The following is a 19,846-nucleotide window of genomic DNA, read 5'->3' on the forward strand; positions in this document are numbered from 1 at the left end:
TGAGCACGGCAGAACCCGTCCCCCTCACCTGAGCGGACGGCCGCCACCACCATGTGAGGGGCCCCTTGTGGATGCCCGGAACACCCGTCAGCACCTGCGTCTTGTCGTCCTGGACACCCCCGACACACTGCACCTGATCGTGGCCGGGGAGGTGGACATCGACACCGTGGAACCGCTGCGACTCGCGCTGGCGGCAGCGACACACCGCAGCAGCCTGCCGGTCTCGGTGGACCTGTCCGCCATCACGTTCGCGGACACCGCGATCGTCAACACGCTGCTACGGGCTCGGCTCGATCTCGCGGAACGCCTGCGCGTCTCGGCGACGTCCCGGCCGGTCCGCCGACTGCTGGATCTTCTCGGTGTCGACCACGCCTTCGCCCTAGACACCGCATCGGCCCGCGGGCGGGTCGACGCTTGGGCAACTTGACCGACGCGACGTAGAAGTCCGGCTCAGGTCGGGCGTCGAGGCGGCGGCATGCAGGCCGCCGGCGTTCAGGGCGCTCGCCGATCGGGGAGCCGACCCTACCCCCGTGGGGGGGGTGCCTCCTCTGGCGCAACTCCCCGTACCGGTCAGGCCGGACGTGCGATGCGTAGGCGCCCCTGGCCGCCCGCCCCGTCGGAGTCGGCCTCACGGGGTTCCGTCCCTGCGACGTCCGCCCCCGCCCCGTCGACCAAGGCCGCCGCGGCATCGCGGAAGGCCGCCAGACCTTCGGCGAGCTGCGTGAGCGCATGCGCGGGCATCGCGTCCAGCACTGGACGAACTTCTTCCGCTTCTGCCTCACGGACTTCGTCGAGCAGTGCTCTCCCCCGCTTGCTCAGGAAGAGCTGCAACTCGCGGCGGCTCGTCTCACTCAGGCGCCGCTCCACGAGGCCGGCGGCCTCGAGACGGTCGCACAGACGGCTCGTCGCCGGCGGGCTCGATCCCAGCGCTTCACCCAACGCCCGCTGATTGCCGCCCTCAAGACGTCCGATGGCCAGCAGAGCGCGCAGCTGCGAGACAGGAACGGGACCGGACGGCGTCCTGCCATGAGCCCGCCCACGCACGACGCCGAGCAGACCTGAGACCTCGGCAGCAAGGTCCGCTGTCTCCGAGGTGGTCATAGGGCTTGGGCGCATCGCCCCACTGTGCCACCTTTCTGGTCGCCCTGTCAGTACGAGGTTGACGCCGATCTCCTTCTCGGCGCCGTCCCGGACACCCGCAGGCCAAGCGCGGAGCCTGCGACGGGAGGCCTGGGCCCCGTGAGGAGAGTGGTGGCGTCGGACCCTGCAAAGAACCGAACAGCCCCTGACCCAGGCGCCGTTCGGGGTGCATAGTGCTGCCAGCGGGAGTTCGGCGAGCCCCGCCGAGTCGCCGCTTGGGCAGTCAGGCGTCGACCCGCTCGAGCGGCCCGGCCGGACACACGCCGCCCCGCCGCTTCACACCGGGGCGTAAAGGTCCTGCGGTGATGCGCTCAGGACGAGCCCGTTGTCGAAGCGCACCCGCACGGTCACCTGCGGCCCCTGTTCCTGGAACGCGAGCCACACCGGCTCCAGCGCGCCGACCTTCTGCTCCAGCTGCCTCCTGCTTTCCGGCGGCATGCCGTCACCGTAGGAGTCGAGCAGCGACTTGAGCCGCTCGTACTCGCGGACGTCGGTGTCCTCGCGGACCTGCTCGACGACTTCTTCCACGGTTCCCTCGGTGTCGGCGGCGAGCGAGAGGATGCCGATGACCGCCCCTGACACCTCGATCGGGTCGGTCAGGCGGAGATCGGCGGCCAGCTTGACCCGCTGGCCTTCCTGCAAAGTCATGGGGATTCCCTGTTCTACGGTCCGGTCGTGCTCACCCCATGATCCCGCTTGTCTCGCCGGACCGTGATCCCGCCCTGGCCGGCAAAGCCGTAGGGCACCGAATCACTCCGCTCCCCCGGTGGCAAAAGTAATGCGGTACGGAACACGAACGGGGGCATACGGACGTCAACAACCAAACACTGAACGGGAGTTACCATGTTCGCCATAGCCGCAGCCGTACTGTTCTTCTTCGCCTTCCTGGTCAACGCCGCCGAGATCTCGACCAACGACGTCTTCTCCTCGGTGAACCTGATGCTGCTCGGCCTCACCGCTATGGCCCTTCATCTGGCGGGAGCCGGCGGCTGGGCCCGCAGTCGGTCCTCGCGCCGGCGCTGAGTTCACGCGGGGGCGGCCGGTCGACGGGGTCCGTGCCCTGCATTCCGTGCCCACTGTTGACGAGCGGCGCGGGATCTGGCGGCCAACTCGTCCCGGCCGCCGCAGTCATCAGGTACGTACCGTCGATAGCGGCCTGATGAGCAGGCTCACCGTGCCGATACAGGCCGGCACAGCAGAACCCACACCAGTACCTGGCACAGCTGGCCGAGACCATGACGCCCGGTAGTTGCCGAGGGAGCGGGGTGCCCGCCGCCTCCACCGTTTTCAGGCACAGGGCGGGCCACCGCGAACCATGCGCGAGCTCTCGAACTAGAAATAGTGCCTGCGCCCACCGACGGCACGACCGGTCGCTCCAAGAATCCACAGGATGGCGCCGACCAATATCAGAACACCGCCTATGGTCGTCAACAGGCCCATGCCCACCAGCAAACCGATGATCAGCAGTATCAGACCAAGAAGAATCATCACGACTCCATTCGTTCGAGTTGAGGGATTGAGTTGAGGGATCGAAATGTACGAAGCGATCTCCGGGAGCTCAGTCCCCTTACCCCACTGTGATAGCGCGGGCCTGAGAGAGACGCAGAAGTCTCACCGATACACCGCTGACCCCATCAGTGGCCTCCCGTACTCGTACCGTTTCGCCTTCCACATCTGCGAATTCCCCGCAATCACCGGCGCACGCATGCAGACCCTCGATGAATCGCTCACAAGTTCCGCAGGCCAACCGGCCGCATGCAGAGGGGCGTTGTCATCGATGCGCGACTTGGCGAGCCAGGAGCCGCTGCTGGGACGGGTGGGGGTGGCTCGCGCGGCTCAACTGGGGCGCGGTTCCGGGAGAGGCGACGGAGGGAGGAACGGTCTTTCTCTATTGCGGTGCGATGACCTGAAGCCAGTCCTCGACGGCGAGGACTTCCGCCCACTGCGGGAACAGCTTTTCGGTGAGCATCCGGTGGACCTCGGGGTCGGTGTCGAGGCAGCCGTCCGCCAGCACGGTGAGGCCGAAGTCCAGGTCGATGGCGCGCCACAGAGTGGACAGCACCACGGCGCTGGTGGCGATGCCGGTGAGAACGAGGCTGTCGATGTCACGTGCCCTGAGCACCAGATCGAGGTCGCTGCCCGAGAAGGCGCTCCCCCGCCGCTTGGTCACCACCACGTCTCCCTGCTGGGGCGCGACATCGTGATGGATCTCGGTGCCAGGAGCACCCTGGGTGAACAGGCCGGCCTGCATGACGTTCGCCATCACCCGGCTGCGCGGGCTGACTTCCGGATCACCCGGCCGCAACTCCATCACCACGTAGATCACGGGGATGCCGGCGGCCCGGGCACCGTCGATCGCGCTGCGCAAGCGCCGCAGATACCCGGAACCGTCGTCGGCGATCGCCACGACGTCCCGTTGCACGTCCATCACCAGCAGCGCGCTGCTCCCCATGCCTGCCGCCCCCTCCGCCTCGGAAACAACAGCGATTCTGGCCGATCAACCAAGCCGAGGTGGCGGTTTCGGAGATGCCTCACGGGACTTCACGGCGCCGTGGGTCAAACCGAGCTGCCGCCGGGCTGAGCGCCGGCCGTGCGGACCGCCATCAGCAGGCCGCTTGCCCACGCCATGCGGACGCATCGGAAGTCGTCGCGTTCTTCCAGCTCGGCCAGGAGGCGTTCGACAGAGGCCTCATGACCTTCCGGCCAGCCGGGCTGAGGAATGAGGTCGTCGATCAGGTAGGTGCCGCCGGGTGCCACGAGTTCCAGGGCCCGGTCGAGATGGGTGAACTTGCCCGGCCAGGTGTCCGCGAAGACGAGGTCGAAGGGAGCGCCGTCGAAGTCCTCCAGCCACGTGCCGCCGTCCCCGGTGACGAAGGTCACCCGCGGATCGTCTCCCAGATGTTCCTGGGCGATGACTTGAACATCGGGATCGAGCTCGACGGTGGTCAGGCGGGACGCGGAGTCCATCCCGCTGAGGAGCCAGGCCGTTCCTTCTCCGACTCCGGTGCCGAGTTCGAGGACCCGGCCTGCGGGCGCGGCGGCGGCGAGTGCGGCCAGAAGGCTCCCGGTGCGGTCCTCGCTCGACATGATGAAGCCCGCGTCGCGCGCCTTGGAGCGCAACGCGGACAGGGCCGTCGGGATCACGCTCGGCGTATCGTCCATCCGCAGATGATGCGAGGACAACCCCCTTGCGGGCAAGGTCAATTCGCGGGGCCCGGCCACTGGCCGCCCGGCGATCCGGCGCTGTCCTCCACCTGTCGCATCACCCGCTCACAGATGGCGCGGCGGAGTGTTCCGGACCGCTGAACGGCGCGCCCACGAGGCGCAGCCGAGGAGCACCAGCCCCGCCGCGGCGAAGACCCAGCTGTCCGCCGCTCCGCTCATCCAGCCCACACCCCAGGCCAGCGACCACAAGGCGGCCAATACGCACAGGGCCGTCCACGATTGCACCCACATACGCTGACGAGCCGCGAGCCGTTGCGGCGTTCCGCGTTCCATCGGGCCGAGCCCTTGACTCTCCGCTCCGCTCTCATGAGTGTTCATGCCCCTGCGTGTGCCCCCGTTCACCGCCGGTATGACCGGGGATCCTGCGGGAAGGCCGGGTGCGGAACGTCGCGCCCGGGCCTTCCCGCGTCCGCAAGGGCGACCCCGCGGACGTCATCAGCAACCGCAGCGGAATGACTGCGGATACCGGAGGGGGATCGACCGGTCAGGGGCTCAGCCGCCGACCGGCTCCCCCACATTGGCCCGGAAGCGGCCGACGATGTTCCCCGCCGGGCCATAGCTGCAGACGATGAACGTCTGAAGTGATTCCCCACCGTCCGGATGCCCCGAGGCCCGGCCGCAGCCGAGGACGTCGGTGTCCTTCCACACGACCTGCGTGAAGGTGCCCGTCTCGGGCGAGTAGCCGGGCCTGTCCCAGTCGTAGCCGCCCGTCCAGCGGGCCTCGTACCAGAGCTTCACCGCTTCCGCGCAGGTCGCCGGCTCGTTCTCGTACGTGGCGAACCAATAGCGGTTCTCGCCGTAGCCCCTCGCCCCTGGCCCCGGGGGCGCTGTGAGCTCCTCCAGGGTCGAGGCGTCCCGGGCCCGCTGCACGGCGTGCGCGACGGCCGCGTCGTCCAGGGCCAGCGGCGGGGCGCCGTGTCGGGCCCGGTACTGGTTGTGCGCCGCGAGGCATTCCTCGTTGAACGCCTCGTCCGTGGTGTCGGGCAGCGGAGGTCGCGGGTCCGCCGCTTGCGGTGCGCGCGCGGGCGCGTCGGCGAGAGCCGGAAGGGGGGCGAGTGCCGCCCCGGCAAGGGCCAGGGCGATGAGGTACTTGACTGTCTTCACGCCGAGTAAACGATCACCATGCTTTTACGTAACTTCGGGAAGCTATACACCATTTACGGCGACCTGCTTCTCGCGCAGGAGAGGCGGCGGGCCGGGACGCTCGGCGCGGCCCTGCCACTGATGGACGAGCCGTGCGGATGCGTACCGGTGCCCAACAGGGGCAGGTGGGACGGCGATACGCATCGACGAGGCTCCGGAGCGGAGAGGGGCATCGCATGTTCGAGGACTTTGCGACCAGGACGGTACGGACAGGCGACGGAGAAGCGTCCGTCTTCGTCCGGTACGGGGGCGAGGGTCCGCCTCTGCTGCTGTTGCACGGCCACCCGCGCACATCGGCGACATGGCATCGGGTGGCACCCGACCTGGTACGCCGTGGCTTCACCGTGGTCTGCCCCGACCTGCGGGGTTACGGGTCCTCCCGCGGACCGGCGCCCGCGGACGATCATGTCCCGCACTCCAAACGTGTCGTGGCCCAGGACATGGTCGAGGTCATGCAGGCCCTGGGGCACGAGCACTTCGGCCTCGTCGGCCACGACCGCGGGGCTGCCGTGGCGCTGCGGCTGGTGCTGGACCGCCCCTCCGTGGTGCGCCGGGTGGCGTTCCTGGACGGCCTGCCGCTGAGCGAGCACCTGAGACGTGCGAACGCCCGGTTCGCCACCGCATGGTGGCACTGGTTCTTCTTCGCCCAGCCGAAGATCCCCGAACGTGTGATCAACGCCGATCCCGACGCCTGGTATCGCGGCGACCCCGAGGCCATGGGCCAGGAGAATCACGACGAGTGGCGAGCCGCCACCAGGAATCCGGATGTCGTTCGCGCCATGCTGGAGGACTATCGCGCCGGGCTGACCGTGGACCGCGAACACGAGGAGGCGGACCGCGCCCGCGGGGCACGCATCGACTGGCCGGTCCTGGTCCTGTGGTCGCTGCGGGACGATCTGGAGGACCTGTACGGCGATCCGCGCGCCATCTGGCGCGACTGGGCCGATGACGTCCGAGGCCACGGCATCGACGCCGGCCACCACGTGGCCGAGGAAGCTCCTGGCCCGCTCTCCGCAGCCTTGGGCGACTTCTTCGCGGACTGACAGCTCCTTCGCTCCGCCGCGGGCGCGCCCCTGCCCTCGGCCCGATCAGATCAGGCAGTCCCGGCCGTTTCTGTGAGGCCGCACAACATCGCGGCCGCCCTGTTGTGCGTACGCCTTCGGAACACCCGTACCGCTGTACGCGCGCTCAGGGTGCCTGATGGCATGCCCGGCATGTTCTCCAGCGCCTCGCGTGCGACTCGCACTCCGACTCCGGCTTCGCCTTTCATCAGGATCGCTCTGCCCCGCCGTCAGGGGCTGGGGGCACGGGGGTTCCGGGCGTGACTGGCGGCGACGGACAGTCCCTCGCGGTCGTCGTCTTCCTCGGATTCGTCGCCGTATCGCTGCTGCTGTGCGGGCTGGCGGCGGCCGACCTGGACGACCCCGAGCATTTCTACGCGGGAGGCAGCGCGGCTTTCGGTCCGGTGGGCGGAGGGCTGGCCATCGCCGGTGACTACATCTCCGCGGCCACTTTGCTGAGTACCACGGGGGCGGTCGCACTCGACGGCGCCGACGGAATGCTGTTCGGCGGGGCCACCGTCCTGTCGCTGTTCCTGGTCCTGCGGATCCTCGGCGAACCCCTGCGGCGCACCGGCGTCTTCACTCTGGGCGACTTCCTCACCGACCGGCTCGGCGACTCGTCCGTGCGCAGGGCGCTCGGCGTCGCGAGCCTCTTCGTCCTCGCCCCGCTGCTCCTGGTGCAGCTCACGACCGCCGGACGCATCCTGGCCGCCATGTTCGGCCTGTCCGACGGCGCACTGACCGGATGCACGGTCGCCGGCGGTGCGCTCATGATCGCCTACGCGGCGATCGGTGGAATGCGCGGCGTCGGATACGTCCAGATCCTCAAGGTCGGCGTGGTGCTGATCGCCCTGACCCTCCTCGTCGGGATCGTCCTCGCCCGGTTCGGCTGGTCGCCCCTGGGCCTCCTCGACGCCGCCCGCGACCGCTCGGGAGCCGGAGCCGACTACGTACACCCAGGGCTGCACTTCGGCCACTCCGTCGCAGGCCGCCTCGATCTGATCAGCTTCGAGACCACTCTTCTCCTCGGCGCCGCCTGTCTGCCGCACCTCACGATGCGGCTGCACCCGCTCAGGGATGCCCTGACCGCACGGCGGGCCGTGCCGTGGGCCGTCGGCCCGGTCGCGGCAGTGTGCACCGGTGTGGCCGTGGCAGGGCTCGGGGCCTGCGCCCTCATCGGCCGTGACGCCATCAGGGCCGCCGACCCCGGAGGAGCGAGCGCTCTTCTGATGGTGACGGGCGCTCTCGACCCCGTCGCCGGCAGTGCGCGGCACAGCATGCTCTTCGCGATCGTCGCCTGCGCCGTCTTCGCGACCACTCTCGCCGCCGTGGCGGGCATCACGCTCGCCGCCGCTTCCAGCCTCACCCGCGACCTGGGGCGCGGGTCGGCCCCCGGCGCCACGAGTCGGTCCGCCGCCGGCGAGATCCGGCGGGCGCGCCTGGGCATCGTTCTCGTGGGAGCCGTCGCCGTCGCGCTGTCGGTTCTCCTCGCCGACCGTGGCAGGCTGACCCTGATCTCGCTGTCCTTCACCGTCGCGGCCTCCGTACTCGCCCCGGTCCTGTTGTACGCGCTCTTCCTGCCGGGGTACACGGCCATCGGCGTGCGCCGGACCGTCTGCGCGACCATCCCCCTCGTCGTGCTGCTGCTCGCCGGCTCCCCGGCCGCCACGGGCACGCCCACCGCGGTCTTCCCCGACCACGACCTGCACTGGTTCCCGCTCCAGACCCCCGGGCTGATCACCATCCCCGTCGGTTTCCTGCTCGGGCTCACGGGACGCACCCGTTCCGGCGCGGCGCCCCGATTCACCTGGCGAGACCCGGTGAGCGCAGGCCACGACGGCCGCACACGGGGGTAGCGCAGGCATGCCGCTGAACGCGGTCCGGGACCTTCGGCCTGGTCTTTCGTCCGGCCTTTCGGCCCGGCCGCGGGACGTTCTTCCTGACATCAGCCGCGCAGAAAGCTTCGACGACACGGCAGAGCAGGGATGTCCCCGCTGATTCACCCAGCGAGCGACCGCACGGCACCGCTGCAACTCAGCCCGGAAACCCTGTCGTTGACCCCAACCGGGGCATTGGTCTCTGCGTCCACGGGACTGACGTCCCGCGAAGAAGCCAGGAAGCATTTTCTTCGTAATTCACATAAATCGCTTGTACCGTTAGATAGAGCACACTGGGGGTCAAAGCGGATAAATCATTATCCGTTCCCTACGCCTCGTCCCCATGGCGTCCCCCGATCCGTCGGCCCACGTCGGCGGCCCAACCGCTCATGTACTCCCAGGAGTTCACCATGACCGATCTTCAGACCCGACCGCTGACCGATGTCACTCTCCCCGGGGCGCCCGCCTCGCTCGGCCGGGACGAAGGGCCCCTCACCCCGCGGACGTCGCGGACCGCGAGCGTTCTCGCGGAACTCCGCAGGCCGCGCTCCTATCCCGCGGTGTCCGTGGTGATGCCGACGCACCGACGGCATTCGGACAGCGCCCAGGACCGGGTGCGGCTCGGAAACCTGCTCAGCGACGTGGACCGACGGCTGGGCGCCGACCCCGCTGTCACCCGCGAACGACGGGACGACGTCCTCGGGCAGCTGAGGGCCGCGGTGGCGGAGCTGGATCTCGCGCACGCGAAAGACGGCCTCGTTCTGTTCGCCGCGCCCGGGGAGCACCAGACATGGCCCCTCGATCGGGCCGTGCCCGAGCGCGTCGTGGTGGCCGACACCTTCCTCACTCGCAATCTGGTGGCCGCGGCCGCCGCCGCCCGTCCCTACTGGGTACTCACCGTCTCCGCGGACCGGATCGCGCTGTGGGACGGCCGGGGAGACCGTGTCACGGAGGACAGCGGTCACGGCTTCCCGCTCACGCGCAGCCTGGAAGACCCGGACGCCGAACGCAAGGAACGGGTCGGCGACCTGCCCAGCACCTTCCAGGACGAACAGACCAGGCAGTTCTTCCGGGACGCGGACGCGGCCCTGGCCGGCCTGCTCTCCACCGAGGGCCGGTCGCTGTACGTGACCGGTGAGGCCGCCGCACTCACCCTCCTCTCGAACGTCGGCACCGCCGCACGCGACGCGGTCCATGTGCCGGTCGGCGGTCTCGCGCACGCCTCCACCCCTGACGCGGTCGCCCGCGGGATCGCCCCGGCGCGCGCCGAGGCCGCCGACCGGACCGTCGCCGACGCCCTCGCCGACCTGGACGGGGCGCGCAGCGCCAACAAGTACGCCGGTGGTGTGGACGAGGTCTGGCAGGAGGCTTCGACCGGCCGGATACGCCGGCTCGTGGTGGAGGACAACTACCGCGTCACCGTGCGGGCGGGAGCCGCCGAAGGCCACCTGGAACCGGCCGAGGACGACGACCCGGACGCGATCCACGACATCGTCGACGCGATCGTCGAATCCGTGCTGGAGACAGGCGCCGAGGTCGTCTTCGTGCCGGACGGGACGCTGTCCGGGGTCGGGCACATGGCCGCGGTCCTGCGCTACTGAACCGTCCGGCGGCCCGCGGGACGCGAGCTCGCCGCACCTTCGGGCGGGGTGCACCGACACGTCAGCGCGTCGGGGCACCCCGCCCCGGGCAGAGGTGACCTCGGGCTGGAGAACGACCAGGTCGCTCAAGCCGTACGCATGGCCGGCCCTGCCCGGTGAGGCGCCTCAGAACCGCTGATGTGTCACTTGGCCAGGAAGGCCAGCAGGGCCGCGGTGACTTCCCGGGCATGGGTCCACAGCAGGCCGTGGGGCGCGCCCTCGATGACGACGTACTCGGCCTGCGGAAGCGCCTGATGGAAGAGGGCGCCGGTGGACTCGATGGGCAGGATGCGGTCGGCGGTGCCGTGCAGGATCAGTGCCGGGACGTCGATCTTGGGCAGGTCGGCACGGAAGTCGGTGGACCAGGTCGCCACGCAGGCCAGGGAGGCGTACGCGGAGGCTCCCGCGGCAACGTTCCAGCTGTTGCGGACGGCTTCCTCGCTGATGCGGACGCCGAGGTTCTCGTCGAGGTTGTAGAAGTCCTCGTAGAACGCGGTGAAGTAGGCGTAGCGATCAGCGGTGACCGCACCTTCGATGCCCTTGAACACGGCGCCGTCGACGCCCTCGGGGTTGTCGTCCGTCTTGAGGAGGAAGGGTTCGAGGGAGGCGAGGAAGGCGGCTTTGGCGATCCGGTCGGAACCGTAGGTGCCCAGGTAGCGGCCGACCTCGCCGGTTCCCATGGAGAAGCCGACCAGGACGGCGTCGGTGAGGTCGAGGGTTTCCAGGACCGTGTTCAGATCGGCGGCGAAGGTGTCGTAGTCGTAGCCGGTGGTGGGCCGGCTGGAGCGGCCGAAACCACGCCGGTCGTAGGTGATCACGCGATAGCCGGCCGACAGCAGGGCGGCCGTCTGCTTCTCCCAGGAGTGGCCGTCGAGCGGATAGCCGTGGATCAGCACGACCGGCTGCCCTGCGCCGTGGTCCTCGTAGTACAACTCGATGTCGGTCGAGTTCTCCTGGCCAACGGTGATGAATGCCATGGTGTCATTGCCTTTCGATGAGAAACAGCGGGGAGGGACAGAGCCCAAGTGCCCTGCTGGTATGCGGAGTTGTGAGGTGCGAGGCGGTGACCGTCCCGCCGGTCAGCGCACCGTGCGGGCCGCGCGTTCCACGATGCGGGCGACGGCGTCGGGGCGGGAGACCGACACCGCGTGGGACGCGTCGACGACCGTGGTGCGGGCCCCCGCGCGGGCCGACATGTAACGCTGGGCGGCCACAGGGATGTTGAGGTCCTGGGTGGTCACCAGGGACCAGGAGGGGATCGTCTTCCAGGCGGCCTTCGTCGACTTCTCCTCCAGTGCGGCGGCCGCGATCGGACGCTGTCCCGCTGCCATGAGCGCGGCCTCGTCCGCCGGGACGTCCGCGGCGAACTGGCCGCGGAACTTCTCCGCCTTGATGTACACGTCGGCGCCCTGGCCACCGTCGGGCAGTGTGTAGTTGACGGACTCGATGGCCTGACCGAGGGTGCTGCCGGGGAACGTGTCCGTCAGGCCGAGCGAGCTCTCGCCGATGTCGGGCAGGAACGCGGCGATGTAGACCAGTGCCTTCACCTTGTCCTCCAGGCCCGCGGCCGCCTGGCTGATGACGGTGCCGCCGTAGGAATGGCCCACCAGGACCACGGGTCCGTCGATACGGTCGATGACGCTGCGCAGGTAGGCGGCATCGGTCGCCGGTCCGCGCAGCGGGTTGGCGGCTGACACCACGGGGTAGCCCGCGCGGTGCAGGCGCGTGACGACGCCGTCCCAGCTCGAGGCGTCCGCGAACGCCCCGTGTTCCAGCACGATCGTCGGTCGTTGCGGACGCAGGGGCGCCGAGCTGGCCGCACCGGGCAGGGTGACGGCGGCCACGGACAGCCCTACCGCAGCTGTGGCACCGACCAGGGCGGATCTGCGGCTGAGAAGGGTGGTGCGCATGGGTGAACGTTCCTTTTTCCTTGGCCGTGGCCCGGAGCGGGCTCGGCGAGCTGGCACGGTGCGTTCGTGAGCCGAGGCACCGAGTTTCTTTGTCGACAAGTGAGTTGCTGGGTGCGGCGCGCACCGAATGGCCGGCGCCGATGGCGGGGATGCGGGAGGAAGCGGGGCGACGCGTCGCAGCGGCAGGAAGCGCGCGTGTCCGGCTTCCGCGTCACCTGGGCGGGAAGCGCCACCGGCTCCGTGTACCGGAGGGCGTGTCCTGCGTTCTGTCCTACGACGGCAGGCCCGCACCGGTTCACCGCGAGAACGACGAACTTTCGTTCACCAGGGCGCCGACGGGGCGACCAGCCCCCTCGCGCCGTGTTCAGACCGCGGAGCCCAAGATGTCGTAGATCTGCCTCAGGTACCTGTGGGTGCGCTCCGAACCGAGGATGCCCTCGCCCAACCGGTTCATCGTGTACGAGAACGTGACGCGCCGGTCGAGGTCCATCACGACGATCGACCCGCCCCGGCCGACCCAGAAGCAGACCCTCCCCGTGGGCATGTGCGGCATCGTCCTCCCGTCGGCGAGCGCGAAGCCGAGGCCCCAGCGCACGGGAACGCCCAGGAACAGGTCGACTCCGTCGGCCTGCACGTCCAGGGCCTTGTCGACCGTGTCCGCGGAGAGGAGCCGGTGGCCGTTCACCTGGCCGTGCCGTGAGATCACGGACAGGGCGCGGGCCAGCCCACTTGCGTTGCCGTGCCCGTTGACGGCTCCGAGTTCGGCACGGCGCCATTGCGGGGTGTCGACGTGTTCGTCCCGGGCGGGGCTGCCCAGCAGCGTCCTGGCGAAGATTCCCTCGGGGTCCAGGCCGGCGGGTATCCCGGACACGTGTGAGGGGGCGACCAGTTCGGCGATACGCGGCCAGTCCGCCTCCCGCGCGCCGATCTGCACGTCGGCCCGGCAGGGCCGGGCGATCTCGGTGTCGACGAATTCGGTGAGGGTCCGCCCGCTGACCCGCCGGACGAGCTCCCCTATCAGCTGCCCATGCGTCTGCACGTGGTAGCCCGAGGCGCTCCCGGGCTCCCACCAGGGCGCCTGCGCGGCCAGCCGGGCACTCGCGGTCGGCCAGTCGTACAGGTCGTCCACGGTGAAGGGCTGCTGCCAGCCGGAGAGCCCCGAGGTGTGGGACAGAACGTGGCGTACCTCGATGTCCTGCTTGCCCTGGGCGGCGAATTCGGGCCAGTAGTACGCGACCGGGCGGCGCAGATCCAGCGCGCCCCGGTCGACGAGGAGGAGGGCCGCCAGGCTGCTCAGCGTCTTGGTGGTCGACCACAGGCTGACCAAGGTGTCCTGGCGCCACGGCACGGTCCGCGCCTCGTCGGTGTGCCCGCCCCACAGGTCGACTTCCATGACGCCGTCGACGTCCACGGCGAGCGACGCCCCCAACTCCTCGCCGGACTCCAAGTGCGCCGCCAGCGCCGACCGGACCGGTGCGAACCGTGCGCTGCTCGTTCCTTCGACAGTGACCATGACTTCTCCCCATTCGTGACGACGTCCGTTCGGTCCCACAACGCCAGGGACCCCGCGCCGGTTCACCTCGCGTCGCGGAAGGACCACCCGCCGTCCGGCACCACGTGTGCGCCGCTCAACGGCACGGCCCGCCTGCGCCGGCATCGCGCGAACGGGCTGCTGCTAACCTCCTGTCCGGTATGCGGGCAGCGGACGACGGGGTCCTCGCCGCTCCGGACACCCGCACCGGCCACTCCCCCGCTCGGCGGGCAGCTCACCGCGACGAAGGTCGCGCGGACGTCCGGGTGGGCACGCGCCCGGTCTCCGTCACCGCGGGAACGGTCGCGAGCTGTCCCGCGGGCCATGGTCATGGGTGTGCCCCCAGGGTGGCGCCCTCGAGCGGGAGTCCGGGTGGATGCGATGACAGCTGTGGGGCAGGGGCTCGACTTCGGGCTGCTGGGTCCGTTGGTGGTACGGCGGGCGGGCGCGGTGCTCGATCCCGGCCGGCGCAGGCAGCGGCTGCTGCTCATCCGTCTGCTGCTCGCCGACGGCCGGGCGGTGTCGCCCCGGACGCTGTGCGAGGAACTGTGGCCGCAGGAGCCGGGGCGAACCCCGAGCGGGGCGCTGAACTCCTTGCACGCCCATGTCAGCAAGTTGCGTGCGGTCCTGGAACCCCCGCATCTGCGTCGGCAGGGCACCTACGAGCTGCTGGTCACCGAGCCGCTGGGCTACGCCCTGCGCGTGCCGCCCGAGAGCCGTGACACCGTGCGCTTCGAACGGTCTCTCACCCAAGCACGCCTGTTCATGGACCAGGACCGGCCCGATCGCGCCGTCGAAGAGACCGGGAACGCCCTGGACCTGTGGCGTGGCACGGCCTTCGCCGACGCGGCGCACCACCTGTTCGCCGCCCAGGAGACGGCCCGCCTGGACGAACTGCGGCAGACCGCCCGCGAGATCCGCACCACCGCTCTGCTCATGGACGGCCGGATCACCGACGCCCTGGACGCGGCACAGGAGTTGACCTCGACGCACCCTCTGCGGGAAACCGGCTGGGCCCTGCTGCTGCGTGCCCTGTATCTCGCCGGCCGGCATCCCGAAGCTCTACAGCGCTACGCCGAACTGCGACGTCACCTTGCCGACGAACTCGGTCTCGAACCCGGGCCGCCGCTGCGCGCATTGCACGAGGGCATCCTCCACCACGACCTGCCGCCCCTGCGGACAGCCGGTGGGCCCAACCCAGTTCGCGCGGCATCCACCCCCGGCGCGGACACCGGGCAGGGCGGCCGTCCGATCGGGCCGGACGTGTCCGAGGGGCCGGACGAGGGCGGGGCCGCCTCGTGCGCCGGCCAGGACGCCGACCCGACCGGCCGACGCGACGCACCTCGCGCTCCGGCCCCCGACGAGGAGTCCTCACCGTCGCCCCGGCCGCGTCCGGCCCAACTGCCCGGCGGGCTCGCGGTGTTCGCGGGACGGGCCGCGGAGGGTGCGTGGCTGTCGGCTGTGAGCGGTTCACCGGACCTGCCGGGACCGACGGCGGCCTCCGTCGTCGTCATCAGCGGTGCCCCCGGGGTCGGCAAGACGACCTTCGCGGTCCACCACGCCCACCGCATCGCCTCGTCCTTCCCCGATGGACAGCTCTTCGTCAACCTGTGCGGATTTCACCCGCACGCGCCCGCCGTGGACCCCGGGACCGTGCTGCACGGGTTCCTCACGGCCCTCGGCGTTCCCGCGCAGCGCATCCCGGAGGACACTCAGGCCCGCAGCACACTCTTCCGCAGCCTCCTTGCCGACCGGCGAATGCTCGTGGTGCTGGACAACGCCCGCGACGAAGAGCAAGTACGCCCCCTGCTCCCGGCGGGAGCGGGCTGCCTCACCCTGATCACGAGCCGCAACCAGCTCGCCGGCCTGATCGCCGCCGACGGCGCGAAGTCCCTGACGCTCGCGCTGCCCTCGCAGACCGAGGCCCACCAGGCGCTCGAACGGCGCCTGGGAAGCGAGAGGCTGGCCGCCGAGCCCACCGCCACGGCCGAGATCATCCGGCTGTGCGGCCGGCTCCCCCTGGCCATGGCCGTGGTCGCCGCCCGCGCCGAACTCGACCCGTCCTTTCCCCTGCGCGCCATGGTCGACGACCTGGAGCACACCCACGGCGACCTCGACGCGTTCACCGGCTTCGACAGCAGCACCGACGTGCGCACCGTCTTCTCCTGGTCCTACCGGTTGCTGGACGAGCACGCCGCCCGGCTCTTCCGGCACCTGGCCCTGCACCCCGGCCCCCACGTCACCGTCCCCGCCGCCGCCGGCCTCATCGGTCTCCCCCTCGCCCAGACCCGCCGAGCCCTCGCCGCCCTGACGCGGGCCTGCCTCGTGGAACAGCCCGTGCCGGGCCGCTACAGCCTGCACGACCTCCTGCGCTCCTACGCCGGCGAGCTCAACCAGATCCACGACACCGCCGAGGAACGCCACCACGCCACCCTGCGGGTCCTGGACCACTACCTGTTCACCGCCTACCAGGCCAACCAACTCCTCAAGCAGGACACGACGGCCGAACTCGAACTCGGAGCACCCGGCCCGGGCGTCACCCCGGAGAAGTTCACGGGCGCCAGACAAGCGAACCAGTGGTTCGGCGCCGAGCACCCCGTACTGGCCGGCCTGCTGCACCACGCGATCAGCCGGCGGCTCGACCATCACACCGCCGGGCTGGCCTGGTCGCTCAAGGAACACCTCCAACGCCAGGAGTTCTGGCCCGAGGCCATCACCGCGCTGGCCCCCGCCCTCGACGTGGCCCGGCGTCGGGGCGACCGGCTCGAAGAGGGCCGTTGCCTGCGCCACCTCGGCAGCATCCACGGCTACCTCGGCCACCAGGAAGAGGCCCTGCGGCACCTGCGAAGCGCCACCGCGATCTTCGAGCAGCTCGGCGCGACCGGTGAACAGGCGCGGGCCCACTACGTCATGGCGTGCGCGCTGTTCCTGTTCGGCCGGGTCCAGGAGGCCGTGACGTACTCCGAGCGGGGCCTGGAGCTGTCCCGGGAGACCGGTGAGGAACTGTGGCTGGCCGAGTGCCTTCTCGAACTCGCCTGGTTCCAGGCCAATCTGGGGCAACTGCACAAGAGCCTCCAGTACAGCGAGGAGGGCATCGCCCTGTTCCAGCGCCTGGACGCACCGTGGCAGCTGGCCCAGGGCTGGGACATCGTGGGCTACACCCTCCGCGCTCTCGGCCGTCACGAGGAATCGGTGGCCACGTACCAGCGGGCGACGCGGGCCTTCGAGGAACTGGGTGACCACAGGAACGCCATCGGCACACTGATGCGGCTCGGGGACTCCCGTCTGGCCCAGGGCGACCGGGACGGCGCACGAGCGGACTGGGTCAAGGCCCTCGCGCACGCGGACGAGCGGGCCATGCGTCACAGTGCCCAGCAGGTACGCGACCGGCTGACCGCCCTGGACATGGATGCGGACCCCACGCCCGCCGTGCCGGAGCGGGTGATCGGAAACCATCGCCTCCCGGTTCCGCACAACGGTAGCTCTGTGCGCCCGTAGCCCGCACAGCGCCGACCCCGAACCGGGCACGACAAGAAGACGACAAGGTTCGGCCAAGGGCCCCCCACGAGTGTTGAGCCACTCGACCGCACATGCGGGAGAGCAGGGCACAGAACACTCGAAAAGGAATGGGCACCACCATGAACGGGCTCTTGGAAGCGCGGACCACCGTCCCCGCTCCGCGTCGGTCCCCCACGCGGGACGTCGCAGCGAACGCCGACTGCGACGCCTTCGTACGAGACGTCTACGACCGGTACGGGCCTCTGCTCGTCCGGTACGCCGCACGGCTGCTCGACGGCGACTGGCACAAGGCGGAGGACATCTTCCAGGAGACCGCCGCCCGCGCCTGGAAGCACGGTCAGTTCCTGGGCCCCCGCGGCGATCACCTCCGGCCGTGGCTGTTCACCGTGACGCGGAACCTCGTCATCGACCACCACAGAGCCCGGCGGAACCGGCCGCTGGACCTCATGCCGGTCGAGGACCTCGACGCGTCCTGGGACAGCACGGAATCCACGGTCACCACTCATGCGGTGCTCAGAGCCCTGCGGGAACTGAACGAGCAGCAGCGGACCGTCATCCGTCTCATGTACTACCTGGAATGCAGCGTGGCCCAGGCGGCCGAGCACCTCGGCGTACCGCCGGGCACGGTGAAGAGCCGCGCCTTCTACGCCGTGCGAGCACTGCGCAAGGCGTTGGCGAAGCAGGGAGTCGACGCGGTGTAGCCGCTGCCGCTGTCCACACGGGCCGGCCGGCACACCGGGCGGCAACCCATGGTGCCCGGCACGGCGGACTGAAGCTCCACTGCGCGGCCGGTCGTCGCGGAACTGCTCGCGCGCACTGGTGATTTCGCCGATGGCGCCGGGACCCATTGCCGCCACCCTGATGCGGACCAGGTACCCGCACCCCCCTCAGGAGGGCTCCATGGGCTCCATTCGTCCACGTCGTCGGCTGCTCGGCGCACTCGCGGCGACCGCCGCCGCGTTCGCCTTCTTCTCCTCGGCCACGACCACCGCAGGCGCCGACGGCGCGTCGGCCACGGTCGCCAGAGCCACCACGACGCACACGGCCGCGGCGGACGCGGCGCAGCCGTTGTCCACCAGCACGCCCGTGGTCTTCGTGCACGGCTACACCGGCAACGCCTCCAACTGGACCACCGCCATGGCCGTCTTCCGTGCCAACGGCTGGGCCTCCTCCAACCTCTTCGCCTACGAGTACAACTCGTACGGGAACAACATCACCAACGCCCAGGGGCTGGCCTCCTACGTCAACACCGTGAAGGCGCGCACGGGCGCGAGCAAGGTCGCCATCGTCAACCACTCGATGGGGGGCCTGGTCAGCCAGTACTACCTGAAGGTGCTGGGCGGAAACACCAGCGTCAGCCACCTCGCCTCGATCGCGGGCGCCAACCACGGCACCACGTACGCGGGCGCCTGCCTGATCTACGTGACCTGTCAGCAGATGTACCCGGGCTCGTCCTTCATCTCCCAGATCTCATCCGGTGACGAGACGCCCGGGACGACCAGGTACGCCACCTGGTACTCGGCGTGCGACGGAATCATCATCCCCTACACGAGCACCCGCCTCGATGGCGCGACCAACAACAACGTTGCCTGCCAGACCCACCTCGGATACCTGACGGACACCGTCGTCCTGGGACAGATCGCGCGTTTCTTCGCGTCCTGATCACAGAATCCCGTCACGGTGGGCCCGGCCTCCACGGCCGGGCCCACCGTGACGGGTGCGAGCGCGGAGCGGGGCCACCCCGCGCTCCGCTCCCGGTGCGACGGCATCAGCTCTCGGGGGAAGCTATGCGAGCCAGAACGATGCCGCCGACGATGAGCGCCAACGCCGCCACACGTAGGAGCGTGAGGGGGTCGCGGTTGACGACGACTCCCAGGGTGATGGCGCCGATCGCTCCGATGCCCGTGAACACGGCGTACGCGGTGCCCACGGGGATGGTCCTCATCGCGAGGGTGAGGAGGTAGACCGCACCGGCGGCCAGCAGGAAGCAGAGCACGGTGGGCAGGGGGCGGGTGAAGTTCTGGGTCGGCTTGATGCTCTGGGACCAGCCGATCTCCACCGCTCCGGCGAGGGCCAGGAAGAGCCAGTTCATGTGGTCGTCCTTGTGGCGAGTTCCCGTCCGAGGTCGCGGGCTTCCTTGAGTGCTTCGGCGAGGGATGCCTCGTGCCGGGGGCGCAGGTCGGACAGGTGCGGGTCGATGACGGAGTTGGCCAATTCGGCGTACAGGAAGGTGACGTCGGTGATGGCGAGGTGGCCGGCGGCGAAGTCCCGTAGGTAGCGGGCCTGATGGTCGAATGCGGCCTTCGGGGCGCCGGGGAGATAGGAACCGCCCCGGGCGCTCGCCACGACCAGCGTCCGTCCCGCCAGTGACATCCGGGGGAAGGTCACCTGGTCGATCCACGCCTTCAGCGACGCGGGGACGCCGTAGTTGTACATCGGGGTGCCGATGAGGACGACGTCCGCGGCGATGAGTTCGTTCAGCAGCGGTTCGATCGTCCGCCAGGCGAGGGCCTGTTCGGGCGTGCGCGCGCCCTCGCCGAGCCGGTCGAGGTCGTGGATGCCGTCGGCGAGGAGGTTGTCGCAGATCTCGGTCCAGGCCTCGGTGATCTGCGGCACCGGGTCGGCGGCGAGATCTCGGTACGTGACGGTGCCGTCGGCCTCGCGCCACGCGTCGGCGAACGCGCCGCTGACCTCGCGGGAGAAGGATCGGCGGCGGGCACTGGCATCGAGGTGCAGCAGGTGCGGCATGACGGGTCCTCCGGTCGACTGTTAAATGGACGTCGCGTCCACTTAGGACAGC

20 protein-coding genes are annotated in these 19,846 nt (G+C 70.1%); 8 read left to right on the forward strand and 12 right to left on the reverse strand.

Going from position 1 to position 19,846, the window contains the following annotated elements; translation table 11 throughout:
• The first annotated feature begins 67 nt into the window (after window positions 1-67).
• Entirely contained in the window at window positions 68-427 is a 360-nt protein-coding gene (locus AB0L37_RS03535; protein WP_365499450.1) for an STAS domain-containing protein, read from the forward strand.
• 143 nt (window positions 428-570) lie between these two features.
• Here the strand turns inward: AB0L37_RS03535 and AB0L37_RS03540 are convergent, their stop codons facing one another.
• Both AB0L37_RS03540 and AB0L37_RS03545 read right to left on the reverse strand, forming a co-directional pair.
• A complete protein-coding gene (locus AB0L37_RS03540) occupies window positions 571-1,101 on the reverse strand; it encodes a MarR family transcriptional regulator (RefSeq protein ID WP_365499453.1) in 531 nt (176 codons plus the stop codon).
• Between the two features lie 315 nt (window positions 1,102-1,416).
• Window positions 1,417-1,788 (reverse strand): hypothetical protein, encoded by a 372-nt coding sequence (locus AB0L37_RS03545; RefSeq protein ID WP_365499455.1) that lies wholly within the window; start codon window positions 1,786-1,788, stop codon window positions 1,417-1,419.
• Between the two features lie 195 nt (window positions 1,789-1,983).
• Here AB0L37_RS03545 and AB0L37_RS03550 point away from each other — a divergent pair, with 195 nt between their 5' ends.
• On the forward strand, window positions 1,984-2,163 hold the full coding sequence (locus AB0L37_RS03550) for a hypothetical protein (protein WP_365499458.1): 180 nt from the start codon (window positions 1,984-1,986) through the stop codon (window positions 2,161-2,163).
• Window positions 2,164-2,472: 309 nt separating this feature from the next.
• On the opposite strand, the gene AB0L37_RS03555 is transcribed toward AB0L37_RS03550, so the two are convergent.
• The 5 genes from AB0L37_RS03555 to AB0L37_RS03575 form a co-directional block, all read right to left on the reverse strand.
• Window positions 2,473-2,631 (reverse strand): hypothetical protein, encoded by a 159-nt coding sequence (locus AB0L37_RS03555; RefSeq protein WP_365500615.1) that lies wholly within the window; start codon window positions 2,629-2,631, stop codon window positions 2,473-2,475.
• 397 nt (window positions 2,632-3,028) lie between these two features.
• Window positions 3,029-3,592: a cysteine hydrolase gene (locus AB0L37_RS03560; RefSeq protein WP_365499461.1), complete on the reverse strand. Its 564-nt coding sequence runs from the start codon at window positions 3,590-3,592 to the stop codon at window positions 3,029-3,031.
• Between the two features lie 104 nt (window positions 3,593-3,696).
• The gene (locus tag AB0L37_RS03565) at window positions 3,697-4,302 is read right to left on the reverse strand and encodes a class I SAM-dependent methyltransferase (RefSeq protein ID WP_365499464.1); all 606 of its coding nucleotides are present in this window, start codon (window positions 4,300-4,302) and stop codon (window positions 3,697-3,699) included.
• A 108-nt stretch (window positions 4,303-4,410) separates the two neighbouring features.
• Entirely contained in the window at window positions 4,411-4,590 is a 180-nt protein-coding gene (locus AB0L37_RS03570; RefSeq protein ID WP_365499467.1) for a hypothetical protein, read from the reverse strand.
• Between the two features lie 267 nt (window positions 4,591-4,857).
• A complete protein-coding gene (locus tag AB0L37_RS03575) occupies window positions 4,858-5,469 on the reverse strand; it encodes a CAP family protein (RefSeq protein ID WP_365499470.1) in 612 nt (203 codons plus the stop codon).
• Window positions 5,470-5,684: 215 nt separating this feature from the next.
• Between AB0L37_RS03575 and AB0L37_RS03580 the strand changes: the two genes are divergently transcribed.
• From AB0L37_RS03580 to AB0L37_RS03590, 3 genes are all read left to right on the forward strand, one after another.
• Window positions 5,685-6,551, forward strand: coding sequence for an alpha/beta hydrolase (locus tag AB0L37_RS03580; protein WP_365499473.1), 867 nt, complete (start codon window positions 5,685-5,687; stop codon window positions 6,549-6,551).
• 278 nt (window positions 6,552-6,829) lie between these two features.
• Window positions 6,830-8,425 (forward strand): cation acetate symporter, encoded by a 1,596-nt coding sequence (locus AB0L37_RS03585; RefSeq protein WP_365499476.1) that lies wholly within the window; start codon window positions 6,830-6,832, stop codon window positions 8,423-8,425.
• Window positions 8,426-8,856: 431 nt separating this feature from the next.
• Window positions 8,857-10,047 (forward strand): chemotaxis protein, encoded by a 1,191-nt coding sequence (locus AB0L37_RS03590; protein ID WP_365499479.1) that lies wholly within the window; start codon window positions 8,857-8,859, stop codon window positions 10,045-10,047.
• A 182-nt stretch (window positions 10,048-10,229) separates the two neighbouring features.
• Here the strand turns inward: AB0L37_RS03590 and AB0L37_RS03595 are convergent, their stop codons facing one another.
• From AB0L37_RS03595 to AB0L37_RS03605, 3 genes are all read right to left on the reverse strand, one after another.
• Window positions 10,230-11,063: an alpha/beta hydrolase gene (locus tag AB0L37_RS03595; RefSeq protein WP_365499482.1), complete on the reverse strand. Its 834-nt coding sequence runs from the start codon at window positions 11,061-11,063 to the stop codon at window positions 10,230-10,232.
• Window positions 11,064-11,165: 102 nt separating this feature from the next.
• A complete protein-coding gene (locus AB0L37_RS03600; protein ID WP_365499485.1) occupies window positions 11,166-11,996 on the reverse strand; it encodes an alpha/beta hydrolase in 831 nt (276 codons plus the stop codon).
• A 364-nt stretch (window positions 11,997-12,360) separates the two neighbouring features.
• A complete protein-coding gene (locus AB0L37_RS03605; RefSeq protein ID WP_365499488.1) occupies window positions 12,361-13,509 on the reverse strand; it encodes a serine hydrolase domain-containing protein in 1,149 nt (382 codons plus the stop codon).
• A gap of 399 nt (window positions 13,510-13,908) precedes the next feature.
• Here AB0L37_RS03605 and AB0L37_RS03610 point away from each other — a divergent pair, with 399 nt between their 5' ends.
• From AB0L37_RS03610 to AB0L37_RS03620, 3 genes are all read left to right on the forward strand, one after another.
• Window positions 13,909-17,025: a BTAD domain-containing putative transcriptional regulator gene (locus tag AB0L37_RS03610; protein WP_365499491.1), complete on the forward strand. Its 3,117-nt coding sequence runs from the start codon at window positions 13,909-13,911 to the stop codon at window positions 17,023-17,025.
• A gap of 140 nt (window positions 17,026-17,165) precedes the next feature.
• Window positions 17,166-17,747, forward strand: coding sequence for a sigma-70 family RNA polymerase sigma factor (locus tag AB0L37_RS03615; RefSeq protein WP_365499494.1), 582 nt, complete (start codon window positions 17,166-17,168; stop codon window positions 17,745-17,747).
• A gap of 199 nt (window positions 17,748-17,946) precedes the next feature.
• A complete protein-coding gene (locus AB0L37_RS03620) occupies window positions 17,947-18,708 on the forward strand; it encodes an alpha/beta fold hydrolase (RefSeq protein ID WP_365499497.1) in 762 nt (253 codons plus the stop codon).
• A 106-nt stretch (window positions 18,709-18,814) separates the two neighbouring features.
• On the opposite strand, the gene AB0L37_RS03625 is transcribed toward AB0L37_RS03620, so the two are convergent.
• Complete coding sequence (locus tag AB0L37_RS03625; RefSeq protein WP_365499500.1) at window positions 18,815-19,138, reverse strand: multidrug efflux SMR transporter; 324 nt, start codon at window positions 19,136-19,138, stop codon at window positions 18,815-18,817.
• Complete coding sequence (locus AB0L37_RS03630; protein ID WP_365499503.1) at window positions 19,135-19,794, reverse strand: NAD(P)H-dependent oxidoreductase; 660 nt, start codon at window positions 19,792-19,794, stop codon at window positions 19,135-19,137. Before AB0L37_RS03630 ends, AB0L37_RS03625 begins: the two co-directional genes overlap by 4 nt.
• Window positions 19,795-19,846: the final 52 nt, after the last annotated feature.

Source organism: Streptomyces sp. NPDC052225 (assembly GCF_040679615.1).
GTDB lineage: Bacteria > Actinomycetota > Actinomycetes > Streptomycetales > Streptomycetaceae > Streptomyces.